18 protein-coding genes are annotated in these 14,286 nt (G+C 63.4%); 2 read left to right on the forward strand and 16 right to left on the reverse strand.

What is annotated here, in order from left to right; all coding sequences use genetic code 11:
- Window positions 1-18: 18 nt before the first annotated feature.
- The 13 genes from cpaB to OX459_RS04395 form a co-directional block, all read right to left on the reverse strand.
- Complete coding sequence (cpaB, locus tag OX459_RS04335; protein ID WP_289903963.1) at window positions 19-864, reverse strand: Flp pilus assembly protein CpaB; 846 nt, start codon at window positions 862-864, stop codon at window positions 19-21.
- Window positions 861-2,207 carry an ATP-binding protein gene (locus OX459_RS04340; protein WP_180278711.1) on the reverse strand — a complete coding sequence of 449 codons (1,347 nt, stop codon included), beginning with the start codon at window positions 2,205-2,207 and terminating at the stop codon, window positions 861-863. Before OX459_RS04340 ends, cpaB begins: the two co-directional genes overlap by 4 nt.
- A 33-nt stretch (window positions 2,208-2,240) precedes the next feature.
- Entirely contained in the window at window positions 2,241-2,861 is a 621-nt protein-coding gene (locus OX459_RS04345; RefSeq protein ID WP_289903964.1) for a methyltransferase, read from the reverse strand.
- Window positions 2,862-2,901: 40 nt separating this feature from the next.
- Window positions 2,902-3,489 carry an A24 family peptidase gene (locus tag OX459_RS04350; RefSeq protein WP_289903965.1) on the reverse strand — a complete coding sequence of 196 codons (588 nt, stop codon included), beginning with the start codon at window positions 3,487-3,489 and terminating at the stop codon, window positions 2,902-2,904.
- Window positions 3,486-4,556 (reverse strand): phosphatase PAP2 family protein, encoded by a 1,071-nt coding sequence (locus tag OX459_RS04355; protein ID WP_251350350.1) that lies wholly within the window; start codon window positions 4,554-4,556, stop codon window positions 3,486-3,488. The genes OX459_RS04350 and OX459_RS04355 overlap by 4 nt, the downstream gene beginning before the upstream one ends.
- Entirely contained in the window at window positions 4,553-4,726 is a 174-nt protein-coding gene (locus tag OX459_RS04360; RefSeq protein WP_077407717.1) for a Flp family type IVb pilin, read from the reverse strand. Before OX459_RS04360 ends, OX459_RS04355 begins: the two co-directional genes overlap by 4 nt.
- A 94-nt stretch (window positions 4,727-4,820) precedes the next feature.
- Window positions 4,821-5,003 (reverse strand): Flp family type IVb pilin, encoded by a 183-nt coding sequence (locus OX459_RS04365; RefSeq protein ID WP_035821247.1) that lies wholly within the window; start codon window positions 5,001-5,003, stop codon window positions 4,821-4,823.
- A 70-nt stretch (window positions 5,004-5,073) separates the two neighbouring features.
- Window positions 5,074-5,220, reverse strand: coding sequence for a hypothetical protein (locus OX459_RS04370; RefSeq protein ID WP_158300249.1), 147 nt, complete (start codon window positions 5,218-5,220; stop codon window positions 5,074-5,076).
- Between the two features lie 251 nt (window positions 5,221-5,471).
- The gene (locus OX459_RS04375) at window positions 5,472-6,173 is read right to left on the reverse strand and encodes a response regulator transcription factor (RefSeq protein ID WP_251350351.1); all 702 of its coding nucleotides are present in this window, start codon (window positions 6,171-6,173) and stop codon (window positions 5,472-5,474) included.
- Entirely contained in the window at window positions 6,170-7,837 is a 1,668-nt protein-coding gene (locus tag OX459_RS04380) for a histidine kinase (protein WP_180278712.1), read from the reverse strand. The genes OX459_RS04375 and OX459_RS04380 overlap by 4 nt, the downstream gene beginning before the upstream one ends.
- A gap of 150 nt (window positions 7,838-7,987) precedes the next feature.
- Window positions 7,988-8,959 (reverse strand): GGDEF domain-containing protein, encoded by a 972-nt coding sequence (locus OX459_RS04385; protein WP_289903966.1) that lies wholly within the window; start codon window positions 8,957-8,959, stop codon window positions 7,988-7,990.
- 5 nt (window positions 8,960-8,964) lie between these two features.
- Window positions 8,965-9,591 carry a chemotaxis protein CheC gene (locus tag OX459_RS04390; protein ID WP_034786994.1) on the reverse strand — a complete coding sequence of 209 codons (627 nt, stop codon included), beginning with the start codon at window positions 9,589-9,591 and terminating at the stop codon, window positions 8,965-8,967.
- Between the two features lie 2 nt (window positions 9,592-9,593).
- Complete coding sequence (locus OX459_RS04395) at window positions 9,594-9,962, reverse strand: response regulator (protein WP_077407710.1); 369 nt, start codon at window positions 9,960-9,962, stop codon at window positions 9,594-9,596.
- A 206-nt stretch (window positions 9,963-10,168) separates the two neighbouring features.
- Here OX459_RS04395 and rpiA point away from each other — a divergent pair, with 206 nt between their 5' ends.
- Window positions 10,169-10,846, forward strand: coding sequence for a ribose-5-phosphate isomerase RpiA (gene rpiA, locus OX459_RS04400; RefSeq protein WP_289903967.1), 678 nt, complete (start codon window positions 10,169-10,171; stop codon window positions 10,844-10,846).
- A 32-nt stretch (window positions 10,847-10,878) separates the two neighbouring features.
- On the opposite strand, the gene OX459_RS04405 is transcribed toward rpiA, so the two are convergent.
- Complete coding sequence (locus tag OX459_RS04405) at window positions 10,879-11,448, reverse strand: DUF6622 family protein (protein WP_354669657.1); 570 nt, start codon at window positions 11,446-11,448, stop codon at window positions 10,879-10,881.
- A 122-nt stretch (window positions 11,449-11,570) separates the two neighbouring features.
- Entirely contained in the window at window positions 11,571-11,843 is a 273-nt protein-coding gene (locus OX459_RS04410) for an oxidative damage protection protein (protein ID WP_034750797.1), read from the reverse strand.
- A gap of 219 nt (window positions 11,844-12,062) precedes the next feature.
- On the opposite strand from OX459_RS04410, the gene kdsA reads away from it, so the two are divergent.
- Window positions 12,063-12,908 (forward strand): 3-deoxy-8-phosphooctulonate synthase, encoded by an 846-nt coding sequence (kdsA, locus tag OX459_RS04415; protein WP_034750794.1) that lies wholly within the window; start codon window positions 12,063-12,065, stop codon window positions 12,906-12,908.
- A gap of 47 nt (window positions 12,909-12,955) precedes the next feature.
- Here kdsA and argA read toward each other — a convergent pair whose 3' ends face one another.
- Window positions 12,956-14,266 carry an amino-acid N-acetyltransferase gene (gene argA, locus OX459_RS04420; protein WP_046685875.1) on the reverse strand — a complete coding sequence of 437 codons (1,311 nt, stop codon included), beginning with the start codon at window positions 14,264-14,266 and terminating at the stop codon, window positions 12,956-12,958.
- Between the last annotated feature and the right edge of the window lie 20 nt (window positions 14,267-14,286).

The following is a 14,286-nucleotide window of genomic DNA, read 5'->3' on the forward strand; positions in this document are numbered from 1 at the left end:
AGGCTCCTCTGGTGCAGGTTAGAATTGTTGGGAGCTGCGTTCCAGCCCCTTGATGACATCGACGCGTGGACCGGCCTGTGGCGCAGCTGCGGCAGGACGGCGGCGAGGGAGCGGCTTGGCTTGCACCATGGCGGCGGGGGCTGCCATGGCGACTTTTTCATCGAGCAAACTGGACTTGGTGGCGCCTTCCGTGTTGACTGGCTTGTCCTCGACCTGGTTGCGCAGCACCAGCGACAGGGTGCCTACGCTGCGCGCCAGGTCGAGTTTTTCCGCCTGCTCCGGCGTCAGCTCCAGGGTCACGGCGTTGACCACCTTGGGCTTGGTGTCGTCGCGGCTCGATTCCTGGGCGATGGCCAGCACGAGGATGCGTTCGAGCACGATCTTGGAAATGTTCGGATCGCGGTCCGGCGTCTTGCGCGCCCCTTCGCCCTGGGTGTTGACGAGGATGTCGACGAAGTTGCCGGGCAGGGCGAAGCCGGCCACGCCCACCACATCGTTGACGCGCACGGTCATGGCGCGCTTGCCCTCGGCGACGACGGCCGACAGGCCGCCTTGCGTGCCGGGAGGCGCCAGCTTGCCTTCCATGATCGGTTCGCCGTGCTGGATGCTGGTGCGCGTGACGCGCGTTTCCAGCAGTTTCGGATCGTTGACGGCGCCTGGCGGCAGCGCGTTCGATGGCCAGTCCACCATGCGGACCATGTCGGGCGTGAGGCGCGCGCCCAGGCTGATGTCGACCTGGGCCACGGCCACCTTGTTGATGTTGCCCGAGGCTTGGGCATTGATCCAGCGCGCGGCCACGATGACCGCGGCGAACGCCAGGATGACCGCAATGGCCATCATCGTCAGAGCGCGTGCGTTTCTCATTTTGCTTCCCCTTTGTGCTGGACCGCTGCCGGTCCGTTATGTGTGCTTGCAAGGTCGTCATCGCTGCCGAAATAGTTTTTCCATGCCCACAGCAGCACTTCCGGATTCAGCTGCGCTGCGTGGTCTTCATAGCGCGCCTGGTCGCACACCTGCGCCAGGATGTCGCGCGGATAGCAGGCCAGCAAGGGCCGCTGGTACTGGCTGTGCAGGTGCAGCAGGTAGGTGTAGGAGGCTTCGTCGAAATTGATGCCCAGCTGGGCGCAGGTGCTGCGGAACACGGCCAGGTAGTGGTAGGCGCTCAGGGGGCCCACGTGGATCTTGTAGCCGATGCGGCGCAGGAACGAGTCGTCGGCCAGGTGCTGCGGCGCCAGGTTCGACGAGAACACGACGATGACGTCGAAGGGCACGGGGAATTTGTAGCCCGTGTGCAGCGACAGGTAATCGATATGCCGCGCCATCGGCACGATCCAGCGGTTCATCAGCTCCACGGGCGAGCAGCGCTGGCGGCCCAGGTCGTCGATGATGAAGATGCCGTTATTGGCCTTCAGGTGCGGCGGCGCCTGGTACAGGCGGTTACCCTGGTCGAATTGTAGGTCCAGCATGTCGAGCGTCAGCTCGCCGCCCGTCAGCACGGCGGGACGCTCGGCGCGCACCCAGCGTGGGTCGGGCGGCACGGAGCCGCCGTGCGACAGGGTGTGCAGCATGGGGTCGAGGAAGGGCAGCACTTCGCCGTCGACCATCACGGCATGAGGCAGGGCGATGGCGCCGCTGAGCAGGCCGTTCAGACGCTCGGCCAGGTAGCTCTTGCCGCTGCCGGCGGGGCCGTGGAAGAACAGGGCGCGCCCGGAATTCATGGCCGCGCCCAGCTGGTCGAGCACGGCCGAACTGGCCACCACGTCGCGAAATTCGCGCTGCACGTCGTCGCGGGTGACCTGCATGTCCGCCACGCTTTGCGCCAGCACCTGGTTGCTGTAGTCGGCCAGGGTGACGGGGGCGGGACCGCTGTAGGCATTGCGGCGCATGTATTCGGCGGCGCGCAGGCGGCCCTGGTCGCCCAGCAGGTAATACAGGTCGGCGTCGGTGCCGCTGCCGCCGTTGCGGCGTGCTTCGCACAGCTTTTCGGCGCGCATGAAGGTCAGCAGCGGTTCGAGTACGCCGGCGCCCAGTTTCACGTGCGTCGACAGGGCTGGCAGGCCGATCTGGCCGCGCAGGAAGAGTATCTTGACCAGCAGTTCGACCAGGAACAGGAAGGGCAATCCCGTTTCCTCGACCGTGCGTGGCGCGCGCTTGGCCGCCGGCTCGATGCCGCCGCCGTCGCTGCGTTCTGGATAGGTGTCAGGCATGATAGGTACTCCTCTTGCTTGGGTGGCCGGTTATCAGAAAATGAAGGGCAGCAGGCGGTACTTCACCTGCCGCATGTAGACGCGATAGCGCACGTCGGTGGACAGGAAGCGCTCTTCGCGCAGCAAACGCGCCACCAGCATCAGCATGGCCAGCACGTACACGACGCCGTTCATGGGCGAGGTATTGGCCAGCAGGTAGCCGCTCAGGGAAATCAGGTAGCTGGCATACAGCGGATGGCGCACCACGCGGTAGGCGCCGCCCGTCTTGATTTCGCGCTGCGCCGCCACCAGGCCGAAGCTGCGGTTCAGTGACAGCAGGCCGGCGATCTGCAGCAGGCTGCCGAGGGCCAGCAGGTAGCGCGCGCCGGGCCAGATGGCCATGTCGGCGGGCGAGAGCAGGAAGGGGGCGAAGGTGGCGCCGATGGCCAGCAGCCAGTCGCCCGCATCGGTGGAGACGCTGACGGGGGCCGAGCGCACGATGAAGAACAGGGCGGCGAGGGTTTCGGCGGCGCAGAACAGCAAATAGCTCCAGTCGCCGCCCTGCAGGAATCCCACCACGTGGGCACTGGCGAAGAAGGTCCACAGGCAAGCCATGGCGATGCTGGTGAACAGGCTGGCGTGGCGCGAGTGGCAGAGGGTGGCGAGGGTGTGCATGGTCGGGTCCTGTGGTGGCTGGTCGTCGGAGCGGCGCGTTTCAGCGCAGGCTCCACAGATGGTGGTATTGCAGGAACACTTGCAGCGCGGTGCCGCTGGCAATGGCGAAGGCGTAGGCCAGCTTGCCGGTGGCTGGCGGCGGTTCGGCGATCGTGGCGGCGCCGCCGGCAAGGCTGTGCAGCAGCGCGCCCAGCATCATGTGATAGGTGTTGCGCAGCACCAGGCGCAGGCGGCGACCCGCCAGCGCGGCGGCCAGGGCCAGCACTCCGCCGCACAGGAAGGTCAGCAGGGCCGCTTCCAGCACCGCATCGGGACCGAGGAAAGCGCCGCACATGGCCATCAATTTGACGTCGCCGGCGCCGAGGGCGCGCAGCAGGTACATGGGCAGCAGCAGGGCCAGTCCGGCGCCGGCGCCGGCCAGCGCCTGCAGCAGGCCCAGGCCGCCGAAGGAGGCGTCGAACAGGCCGTCGCCGGATGGCACGAAGCTGTTCAGGATCAGCCCAGCCAGCGTACCCCACAGCACCAGCAGGTTGGGGATGCGGCGCGTGCGCAGGTCGTGCCACAGCGCGGCGGCAAGCAGGGTGGCCAGCACGGCCAGGCACAGCAGCATGGGCAGGTGGGCGCTCATGATGTCAGTCCTCCCTTGCTCAGGCAGGGCGCCGTGGCCAGGTTCATGGCGGGGGCTGCGGCCTGGCTGCCCAGCATGCGCCCCACCAGGTGCCACACCAGCGCCGCGCCGGCCGCACCCACATAACCGTCGAGCGCATAGTGCCAGCCCAAGTGGATGGAGCCGAGCAGGATCAGCACGGCGAAGGCGGACAGGGCGAGCCCGGCGGCGCGGCTCACTTTCCAGCCCATGATCGCCATCAGCACGGCCGTGGCCACATGCATGCTGGGCATGGCGGAGATGCCCAGTTCGCCGTTCGTGCCCTTGCTTTGATAGCCTTGCCACAGCATGTCCTGCACTTGCAGGGCCCAGACGGGGACGTGCTGGTTGGCGTCATGCAGGTAGGCCATCAGCGGCGCATACGGGTCGCTGGCGTGCAGGTGGCCGTAGTAGCAGGGGCCGACCGAGGCAAACAGTACGGCCAGGATGCTGCCCAGGGCGATCCAGGTCAGCGCAAAGCTGAGCAGGAACTGCATGCGCAACAGGGGGCGGCGGGTATCGAGGATGAGCCAGTACAGGATGGCGTAGAACAGGAAGAACCAGAAGTGGTAACTGAAGTTGAGCAGGCCCGTGATGAGCGGGTGGCCCAGCAGCGGCTGCAGCCTTTCCCATGGGGCCTTGCCGCCATGCAGCGCCATGTCCCAGGCGGACAGGCTGGCATCCCAGGTGTACGGATGCAGGCGGGGGATGGCGGCCTTGAAGACGGTGAAGCTGGAGGCGAAGATGGGGATCAGCAGCATGGCCGGCAGCGCGTGCAGCAGGCGCTCGTTGCTCAGGTAGCGGCGCAGATCGTGGTACAGATAGTGGCACAGGCGGTGCGGGCGTTTCACCACCATGACATGGATGGTGTAGCCGCACAGGATGAAGACGGGGCCCGTGAGGATGGCCACGAGGAAGCCGGCCAGTACGTTGAGGGTGTCCGAGGCGCTGGGCAGGCCGCCGGCCAGCAGTGCCGCGGCGGCGGCATACAGCAGCACGATCAGCAGCAGGGCGCGGTGGGTGCGCAGCGAGGCGCGCAGGGTATTCATGACAGGGCCAGGACCACTTGGTCCTTGACGTAGACAAACAGCAGCTTGACCTGGTCACCGAGCAGGGTGATCGTGATCACCAGCACTGCCGCGATCAGGCCCGCCAGCAGCGCGTATTCGATCGCCGTGACGGCGGACTCGTCGGATAAACGGCTGAAGAGAGTTTTCACGATGGGCCTCTGATAGGTGAGCAGGGGGAAACTTGCCTGTGGCGTTGACCTGGCGGTAACCGGACTGGCGACGTGCCAGCCCGGAGTACCGTGTTCAGGCGGCAGCGGTATTGGCGGAGGTGAGCTTGGTGCCGATGGTGCTGAACGTTTTTTTCAGCTGCGTGCCGACGATGGTGACGGCAGCGATGATCACTACGGCAATCAGGGCAGCGATCAGGCCATACTCGATTGCGGTGACGCCATCTTCTTCGCGGATAAAGTTTTTGATGAGGTTCATGACAACTCCTGGTGGTGGTTAAGGTACAGCGGTGGGTAAAACGGCATGGCAGCGTTGCTTCCTGGCGCACTCATGGACTTTCGCCCAGTGCCAGCAGTCCGATGATGCAGACCACCGCCATGAGGGCCGCCACAAGTGCATAGCGGTAGAACGCAGCCTTTTCCTTGCCCTGTAAATAGGTGATCAGGGCTGTCGGAAGAAACTTGTCAAAGCGCATGCTGTGCTCCGTGTTGTGGTGGGCCGCGCGGTGATTTGCACTCCGGTAAATCCACTATAGAAGTCAGTACCTTGATCTACATCAGAAGAACATCCTTTTATTGCGAGGAGGAACTGCTTGTTTTTTCCGTGACAATTGTCATGGTCGAGTTTGGCGTGCAGGGGCGAAGGGAGGCCATGCCGGTGGCTGGCGCAGGGAGGTGGCGGGGAAGGGCGTGCGCGGCCGTGCAGTGGCCGTGCGGGGGAACGGCGTCAGGCGCCGGGCGGCAATTGGCCCAGCTGGTGCTTGGTGGCGTAGGCGTACAGTTCCAGGCGGTTGTACACGCCCAGCTTGCGGTAGATCGACGTCAGGTGATTGCGCAAGGTGTGTTCGGAGATGAACAGCTGGTCCGCCAGCAGCTTGGCCGGCGTGCCGCTGCCGTGCACCAGCGCGGCGATGATCTTTCTTTCCTTGAGGGTCAGGCTGGCGACGGCGATGGCTTGTGCCGAGCCGCCGCCGGGCTGGGTCAGCTGCGTGAGCATGCGTCCCAGCATCGCGTGTTCCAGCCACAGTTCGCCCTGGTACACCTTTTCGATGGCTTTCAAGACCATTTCCGCCGGAGCGTCCTTGCTGACGATGCCGCGCGCGCCTTTCAGTACCGTCTGGTCCAGGATGGCCTGGTCGTGGCTGGCCGTCAGCACCAGCACGCGCGTGCTGCCGCACTGCGCCAGCGCGGGCAGGATGGCCAGCGAGCTGATGCCGCCCAGGTCCAGGTCCAGCACGATCACATCCGGTTGCAGCGCCTTCGCCTGCTCCAGCGCCTCGGCGCTGTCGGACGCCGTGGCGACCACGCGCATGCCCGAGTGCTCGCCGCCGATCAGCCGCTCCAGGCCCCACAGCATGGTCTTGTGATCGTCCACCAGCATGACGCTGATGACATGGCCGGCCGGAGGGATGTGGCGTAAGTCATTCATATGGGGATCTCGATCTGCACGGAGGTGTTGCCCAGCATGCCATGCGTGACGCGGGCGGTGCCGCCCAGGGCGGCGGCGCGCTCGGCCAGCGAGTCGGGCAGGAAGTCGGGGACGTGCGCGGCGGCGCATTCGTTGTCGATGCTGATGTGCAGCGCGCCCTGCACGCAGGTCAGCTTGACGGCGCCATGGCGCGCCGACGTATGCTTGCGGATATTGCTCATGCCTTCGTTGACGATCTGGAACACTTCGGCCGCCAGGCGGTCGTTGATGTGCAGGTCGCCTTCGATATGCAGGGCGATGTCGATGCCATAGAATTCGCGGATCTGCGTGGCCTGGCGGCGCAGCGCGACCAGCAGTTCCGGCTCGCTTTGCACTTGCCCATTCTTGAACGTGCGCGCATAGCTGCGCAGGTCGGTGATCACCTGGCCCGACATGATGATCAGCTTTTCCAGCTCGGGCAGCAGCGGGTTGCCCGGCGTGGCTTCGTTGCGCAGGGCGGCCAGGCCATGGCGCAAGCCGATATACGGCTGCACGGCCGTGTCATGCAAGTCGCGCGCGATCTTTTCGCGCTCGCGCGAAGCCGCCTGCGACGCCAGGCGGTCGAGCAGATCGATGTTTTCAATGACGGGGAACGCCTGCGCGCCGATATGGCTGAGAAACAGGGCGTCCGTCTTGCTCATGCTGGTGGCGGACACGATGAAGATGCGGCCCTTGCCGTTGCGCAAGGGCAGCGGCGCGCTGATGAAGGCGTGCGCTTCGAGCAGTTCGGCCAGGCGGCCGCCCGCCGCGTCGTCGTGCCGCAGCCAGCGCCCGCTGTCGGGCTCGAGCATGCGCGCGCCGCCTGACCATGGCAGCCAGCGGCCGGCGGGCTGGTTGTACAGGGCGATCTTGTCGTACGGGAAAGCGAGCAGGGGACTGGCCGCATCGTCGCTGAGGATCGAACTCGTATGCACGACGCCCGTGCCCGTATGAATTACGCTGCGCAGCGACCAGACCCGCGTGCCCTTGTCCTGCATGATCAGCAGGCAACTGCGGCCGTTGAAATAACTGCGGGTTTTTTCCAGCACCGAGGTGATGGTCTGGTCGACGCCGAAGCGCGGATTGGACAGCTGGCTGACATCGCGCAGCAGCGCCAGGTGGCTGCGCTGGGTGATGGCCGAGCCGCCCCAGTAGGCGATCATGTAGCCGAGCGCCAGCAGGAAGGTGGTGCGCAACAGCAGGCGCGACAGTTCCGCATCCGTTTCGCCGAACAGGGCGGTGGCGGCAAACAGGCCGGCCGAGGCCAGGGTGACGCGCGCACCTTCCTCGAAGCCCCGCTGGAACGACGAGGTCAGGATGGCAAAGAAAAAGAACAGGAAGAATAAATTGTTGTGGCTGCTGGTGGAAAACACGATCAGCGCATACCAGGCCACGTCCAGCCAGTACAGCAAGATATCCTGCGGCAGGCTGAGGCCCAGCAGGGTCAGCAAATAGAGCAGCAGGCTGTGCATGGTGTAGGCGGAAAAGATCAGCCAGGTGATCTTGCTCAGCTTGCCGGCGCTTTCGGGGTCGATGAACAGGGTCAGCAAGGTGGCGCTCGACAGCAGCAGGCGCATGCCGTTCACCATGGTCGTATCCATGCCGGCACCCGGCAAGCCGGATATGAGGGGAGGATCGAGATTCACAAGCGCTCCTGGCCATGTCCCGCATGGGTGGGCCATGCGCAGGGATAGATACCACAGATAAATTCTTGTTATTGTTGCTGCAATCAGTGACGAGTCTACGCACACGCCGTAAAGATGTCTACTGGAATCATTTGCCCTGCGTTGCTTTTTTTATAGCGGCTGCGCCATCACGCGGTTGCGCCCGGCGCCCTTGGCCTGGTACAGGGCGCGGTCGGCGGCGCCGATCAGGGCGGAGATGGCCAGCGGCTGCTGCGGGTACTGCGTGGCGATGCCGATGCTGACCGTGATGTACTTGACTTCATTGCCCGTCTTGGCATGCGGAATGCGCAGGTCGGCCGCATGCTGGCGGATCGCCTCGGCCATGCGCAGCGCCTGCGCCGCGTCCGTATCGGGCAGGATGGCGGCGAATTCTTCGCCGCCATAGCGGGCCAGCAAGTCGGTGGGGCGCTGCAGCATGGCGGCCAGCTCGGCCGCCACGCGGATCAGGCAATCATCGCCCTGCTGATGGCCGTAATGGTCGTTGTAATCCTTGAAATGGTCGATGTCGATCATCAGCAGCGACAGCGGGCTGCTGGTGCGCATGGCGCGCCGCACTTCCTTCTCGATCGCCACGTCGAAGTGGCGGCGGTTGGCGATGCCCGTCAAGCCGTCGGAAAAGGTTTGCGAGCGCAAGACCATGGTCTGTTCGCGCAGCAGCTTTTCGCGTCCCACGGCGATGGTGACGTCATTGATCTGGATCAGGCAGTGGCGCGGCGAATCGGGTAAATTGATCGGTGTGACGGCGATGGCTTGCTGCATGCGTTCCTCGGCGTCGTTGCCGCCCGTGGCCGCGCCATGCGTGTACAGCGCAAACGGCGCCTTGTGCAGGGTTTGCGACAGCAGCGACTGGAAATTGTCGCGCAGGGCCTGGGTGATGGCCGAATCGATGCGCTTGTGCCGCATTTCCGGGAAGACGGCGAAGAAATCCTGGCCCAGCACGGCGTCGGCCTGGCGGGCCGAGTGGCGCGCCATCCAGCTGTTCCACAGCACGATGCGGTGCTGTTCATCGAGCACGATGGCGCCCAGGTTCACGGCGCCGAGTATGCTCTCGAGCAGGGCGAGTCGATGTAATGCATCCGGCATGATCGTCACGCCTGTCCCAGGACCTTGGCCAGGTAGCGGCTGACCTGCTGTTTCAGGTCGTGCAGGGCGGACAGGTCGAGCACGAAGGCCACATAGCCATGGATCTGGTGCTTGGACAGCACGAAGTCGATATGCAGCATCAGCACGACGGCTTCGTCATCCTGGCCGCCGAACGAGGACAGGATTTCCGCACTGGTGCCCACGTGGTACAGGGGCAGCGAGCCATGCAGTTCGCTGTCGAACAGGTTGGCCAGGGTTCCGACGCAGGAGTTGAGGATGATGTTGCCGATCTCGCTCATCGCCTCCTGTTCCATCTCCGTCAGTTCCTGCAGCGGCATGGCGTCGCCCACCATCAGGCGCACGATTTCCAGGCTCTTGTCCTCGGGAAACATCAGGATGGCTTCGGTGGCGAAAGCGCCATCGTAATGCTGGCTGACGCCGCAGATGCGTTCGCCATCCTTCTTGCTGCCCAGCAAGGCGGCCGCGTCGGCACGGTTCAGGAAGGTGATCGACGGCACCGACATGGTGACTTCTTCATTCACGATCTCGCTCATGGCCGCCGCCGCATGGCCCACCCCGATGTTGAATATCTCTACCAGGGCATCATTCTCGAGTTCGGAAAGATTGACCATGCTCACAGTCCCAGTGATTCGATCAGCTGGTGGATGCGCGTTTCCGTGATCGGTTTTTCCATGAAGCCGACGCCCAGTTCGCTGGCGCGGTTGCGGGTGGCGTTCTGCACATTGGCCGTGACGAGAATGATGTGCGTCTGCGGGCACAGCGCGCGCAATTGTTCCGCCGCCGCGATGCCGCCCATGCCGGGCATGTTGACATCCAGTAGTATCAGCACAGGGGTGGCGGTCTTGACTTTTTCCAGGGCTTCCTCACCCGTCGCCGCCTCAATCACTTGCCAGTCGGCATGTTTGCTGAGGATGAACTGATGCGACATCAAACGTGAAACCCGGCTGTCATCGACAACAAGTACCTGTTTACTGTGATTCATGTGCTATTCCTGAAACGTCATATCGGTCAATCGTGCCATTTTCGCATATTTTAAAGGGCATAGAGTGTAAATGGACGCGCAATTGCCTTAGGGCAAGGTTTTCGCGCTTGCCTGTTGTATCGCGGCGCCTTGTCGGTCATGATGGCCGGCTGGCCGGGCTGGCAATCCGTTAAAATAGCGCCATTCCTCACTTTAGCCTGAATGCCATGACCCAAGACGAATTGAAGCAAGCCGTAGCCCGCGCCGCCATCGACTACGTAGTAAAAGGTGAAATCATCGGCGTCGGCACCGGTTCCACCGCCAATTTCTTCATCGATGAACTGGCCAAGATCAAGGACAGCATCAAAGGCACGGTCGCGTCGTCCGAAGCGACGGCCGCGCGCCTGGCCGGCCATGGCATTCCCGTCTTCGACTTGAACGATGTCGAGTCGATCGCCGTCTACATCGACGGCGCCGATGAAATCACGGCCAGCGGCGCCATGATCAAGGGCGGCGGCGCGGCATTGACGCGTGAAAAGATCGTTGCTTCCGTATCCAAACAGTTCGTCTGCATCGCCGACGGCTCCAAGCTGGTGGAAACCCTGGGCGCCTTCCCGCTGCCGGTGGAAGTGGTGCCGATGGCGCGCGCTGCCGTGTCGCGCCAGCTGGCCGCGCTGGGCGGCACGCCCCGCCTGCGCCTGAAGGCAGGCACCACCGAAGCGTTCATTACGGATAACGGCGGCGAGATCATCGACGTGCTGGGCTTGAAAATTGCCGACCCGGTGGCGCTGGAACAGCAGATCAACCAGATCGTCGGCGTCATCGCCGTCGGCCTGTTCGCCGTGCGCAGCGCCAACGTTTGCCTGCTGGGCATGCCGGAAGGCGTGCGTACCCTGGCGTACTAAGATGATAGCCGGCGTTCGCCGGCATAGATGTGTTAAACGGCGGCCCCTTGCGGGCCGCTTGTCATGTGTGCCTGGCGGTACACGGCCACGGTGCGCAGCAAGCCGCCGAGGAAGATGCCGCTGAAGCAGCCATAGGCGAGGCAGACAGGTACGATGAAGCTGGTCGCATGGGCATAGGCGGGGGCGATGGCCAGGGTCACGGCGACCGCATATTTCATGCAGAAAATGCTCATCATCAAGATCATGGGTACCCAGCTGCCGGGGCGCTGCACGCTGCCCCGTTCGGGAATGGCCACGATGGTGTCTGTCTTGGTCAGCGACCATGCCAGCACCGCGCCGGCCAGGGCGCCGGCGACCCAGGCGAACGGCGCCACGCCGGCCAAGCCGAAACTGCCATGCACGCCGCTCAGCGACAGGGCCAGCATGACCAGGGGAATGATGCACAGCTTGCGCAAGGTCACTTCGCGGGCTCGGCTGGCCAGCACGCCGCGGTAGACGAGAAAGCCCAGGATGGCCCAGACGTAGAGGGGAGTGTGGCTGAAGATTTGCTGCAACATGGTGTCCGCCTTGGTGTGAGGTTGTCGATGGACGTACTGTGCCAGCCGGCGGCGTGGGCGGCGAGCGGCTTGCGACGAAACGGGGAGGCGGTGCCGTGAAACGGCAGGGAAAGGCGTGAAACGAAGGCGTAACTGCCCGTGACATGGTCACGGGCAAGCGATACAGCTTATTCCGTAGGTGGAACGTAACCCATGGCTGCATCGGCGCCATCGCCGAAGAAATGCTTTTCCATCTGCGTGGCCAGGTATTTGCGGGCGCGCGCGTCGGCCAGGTTCAGGCGGTTTTCATTGACCAGCATGGTCTGGTGCTTGAGCCAGGCAGCCCACGCTTCCTTCGACACGGATTCGTAAATCTTCTTGCCCAGTTCGCCCGGGTACGGCGGGAAATCCAGTCCTTCGGCTTCCTTGTTGAGTTTGATGCAGTGGATCGTGCGGGCCATCTGTGCTCCTGAATCAGTGTAGAGATAAAGCGTGATTATAAGGCACTTTGCGCCTGCCCTCGCGGGGCCGTCGCGGCCTGGCGACAAGCCGTTTGCCGCGCCCTTGCGCTGGATCAAATTTGATCTGCGCCGCCCTAGCTAGTAAGATGCCTTATCGCGCCAGCCGCTGGCGGCGCCTCTTCCAACCAAGTAGTAATAATTAACCAATATGGAATCCCTATGACCTCAGTGAAAGTCCATGGCATCGATGTCAGCAATACAGGCAGCTTTGCGCTGTTTGGCGGCATCAACGTGCTCGAATCGCGCGATCTCGCCATGCGCGCTTGCGAAGAATACGTGCGCGTCACGCAAAAACTGGGCATTCCATATGTGTTCAAGGCCAGTTTCGACAAGGCCAACCGTTCATCGATCCATTCCTACCGCGGTCCGGGCCTGGAAGAAGGCATGCGCATCTTCCAGGACGTGAAGGCGGCGTTCGGCGTGCCCGTGATTACCGACGTGCATGAACCATGGCAGGCGCAGCAAGTGGCCGAAGTGGTGGACGTGCTGCAATTGCCCGCCTTCCTGGCGCGCCAGACGGACCTCGTCGTGGCCCTGGCGAAAACCGGTAAAGTGATCAACATCAAGAAGCCGCAATTCCTCAGCCCTGGGCAGATGGCCAATATCGTCGAGAAATTCAAGGAAGCGGGCAACGATCAACTGATCCTTTGCGACCGCGGCACCTGCCTCGGCTACGACAACCTGGTGGTCGACATGCTGGGCTTTGGCGTCATGAAGAAGACGTGCGACGACTTGCCGATCATCTTCGACGTCACGCATGCGCTGCAGCAACGCGACCCCGGCGGCGCCGCTTCGGGCGGCCGCCGCCAGCAAGTGGCGGATCTGGCTCGCGCCGGCCTGGCTGTCGGCATCGCCGGTTTGTTCCTGGAAGCCCACCCCGATCCCGACAACGCCCGCTGCGACGGTCCCAGCGCCTTGCCGCTGGACCAGCTGGAGCCGTTCCTGGCGCAATTGAAGGCGCTCGACGACCTGGTCAAGTCGTTTGCCCCGCTGAACATCAAGTAATGATGTTTCAGTAAAGAAAAAGCCCGGCATGCCGGGCTTTTTCAGTTTTACAGTGTCTTGATGAGAACCTGGGATTTACGTTGCCAGTTATACATATGCTGGCGGTCCTTAGGCAAATCGTCGACCGTGGCCGGCACGAAGCCCCGTTTCTTGAACCAGTGCGAGGTGCGCGTGGTCAGCACGAACAGCTTGTTCAGGCCGGCGGCGCGCGCGCGGTTTTCCATGTGTTTCAGGATGCGTTCGCCGTCGCCCTGGGCTTGCACTTCCGGGTTGACCGTCAAACATGCCATTTCTGCCATCTTTTGCGCGGGGAACGGGTACAGGGCGGCGCAGCCGAAGATCACGCCGTCATGTTCGATGACGGAGAAATAATCGATTTCGCGCTCGATCAGCTCGCGGCCCCGCTTCACCAAAGTGCCGTCCGCTTCCAGCGGTTCGATCAGTTTGATGATGCCGCCCACGTCTTCGATGGTGGCCTGGCGCAAGCTTTCCAGGTTTTCATGGCTGATCATGGTGCCCACGCCATCATGGGTAAACAATTCCAGCAGGGCGGAACCATCCATCGAGAACGGCACGATGTGCGAGCGCTCGACGCCGTTGTGGCATGCTTTGACGCAATGTTTCAAATAAAACGCCGTGGCATCGGGCAAGAAGCCCGCCATCAGCACGGCTTCGGCCTGGTGCGATGACAGTTCGCGGATTTCCACGCCCGTCGCGTCTTCCATCATCGGTGTTTCCGTGATGAAAATCAGCTTGTCCGCGTGCAGGGCGATGGCGGCGCTGCAGGCCACGTCTTCCATGGTCAGGTTGAACGCTTCGCCCGTGGGCGAGAAACCCAGCGGCGACAGCAGCACCAGGCCGTCCGAACCGAGGATGGAATGGATGGTTTCGGCGTCGACCTTGCGCGTGATGCCCGTCAGTTCCAGGTCCACGCCATCGATCACGCCCAGCGGGCGCGCCGTGATGAAGTTGCCGGAAATGATACGGATGGCCGCATGCGACATGGGCGTGTTCGGCAAGCCCTGGCTGAACGCGGCCTCGATATCGAGGCGCAGCTCGCCGGCGGCTTCCTTCGCGCATTCCAGCGCGGCAATATCCGTGATGCGCACGCCGTTGTGGAAGCGGCCTTCGACGTTACGCAGGGCCAGTTGTTCCGCCACCTGCGGCCGCGAGCCGTAGACGACGGTGACATTGATGTCCAGCGCATGCAGCAGGGACAAATCATGGGCCAGCACCTGCAGCGCCCCGGCGCTGACGAGTTCACCGGGGAAGGCGACCACGAAGGTCTTGCCGCGAAAGGCGTGGATGTAGGGCGCGACTGAGCGCAGCCATTGGACGAATTGGGTAGGGTTTTCCATTAAGCGCATTATAATTCGCT

The organism is Janthinobacterium sp. SUN026, from assembly GCF_030397625.1.
Lineage (GTDB): Bacteria > Pseudomonadota > Gammaproteobacteria > Burkholderiales > Burkholderiaceae_D > Janthinobacterium > Janthinobacterium kumbetense.

Bases quoted from the DNA above. Each gene is read 5' to 3' on its own strand.
- cpaB (WP_289903963.1), bottom strand. From the start codon at position 864: ATGAGAAACGCACGCGCTCTGACGATGATGGCCATTGCGGTCATCCTG.
- OX459_RS04340 (WP_180278711.1), bottom strand. From the start codon at position 2,207: ATGCCTGACACCTATCCAGAACGCAGCGACGGCGGCGGCATCGAGCCG.
- OX459_RS04345 (WP_289903964.1), bottom strand. From the start codon at position 2,861: ATGCACACCCTCGCCACCCTCTGCCACTCGCGCCACGCCAGCCTGTTC.
- OX459_RS04350 (WP_289903965.1), bottom strand. From the start codon at position 3,489: ATGAGCGCCCACCTGCCCATGCTGCTGTGCCTGGCCGTGCTGGCCACC.
- OX459_RS04355 (WP_251350350.1), bottom strand. From the start codon at position 4,556: ATGAATACCCTGCGCGCCTCGCTGCGCACCCACCGCGCCCTGCTGCTG.
- OX459_RS04365 (WP_035821247.1), bottom strand. From the start codon at position 5,003: ATGAACCTCATCAAAAACTTTATCCGCGAAGAAGATGGCGTCACCGCA.
- OX459_RS04370 (WP_158300249.1), bottom strand. From the start codon at position 5,220: ATGCGCTTTGACAAGTTTCTTCCGACAGCCCTGATCACCTATTTACAG.
- OX459_RS04375 (WP_251350351.1), bottom strand. From the start codon at position 6,173: ATGAATGACTTACGCCACATCCCTCCGGCCGGCCATGTCATCAGCGTC.
- OX459_RS04385 (WP_289903966.1), bottom strand. From the start codon at position 8,959: ATGCCGGATGCATTACATCGACTCGCCCTGCTCGAGAGCATACTCGGC.
- OX459_RS04390 (WP_034786994.1), bottom strand. From the start codon at position 9,591: ATGGTCAATCTTTCCGAACTCGAGAATGATGCCCTGGTAGAGATATTC.
- OX459_RS04395 (WP_077407710.1), bottom strand. From the start codon at position 9,962: ATGAATCACAGTAAACAGGTACTTGTTGTCGATGACAGCCGGGTTTCA.
- rpiA (WP_289903967.1), top strand. From the start codon at position 10,169: ATGACCCAAGACGAATTGAAGCAAGCCGTAGCCCGCGCCGCCATCGAC.
- OX459_RS04410 (WP_034750797.1), bottom strand. From the start codon at position 11,843: ATGGCCCGCACGATCCACTGCATCAAACTCAACAAGGAAGCCGAAGGA.
- kdsA (WP_034750794.1), top strand. From the start codon at position 12,063: ATGACCTCAGTGAAAGTCCATGGCATCGATGTCAGCAATACAGGCAGC.
- argA (WP_046685875.1), bottom strand. From the start codon at position 14,266: ATGGAAAACCCTACCCAATTCGTCCAATGGCTGCGCTCAGTCGCGCCC.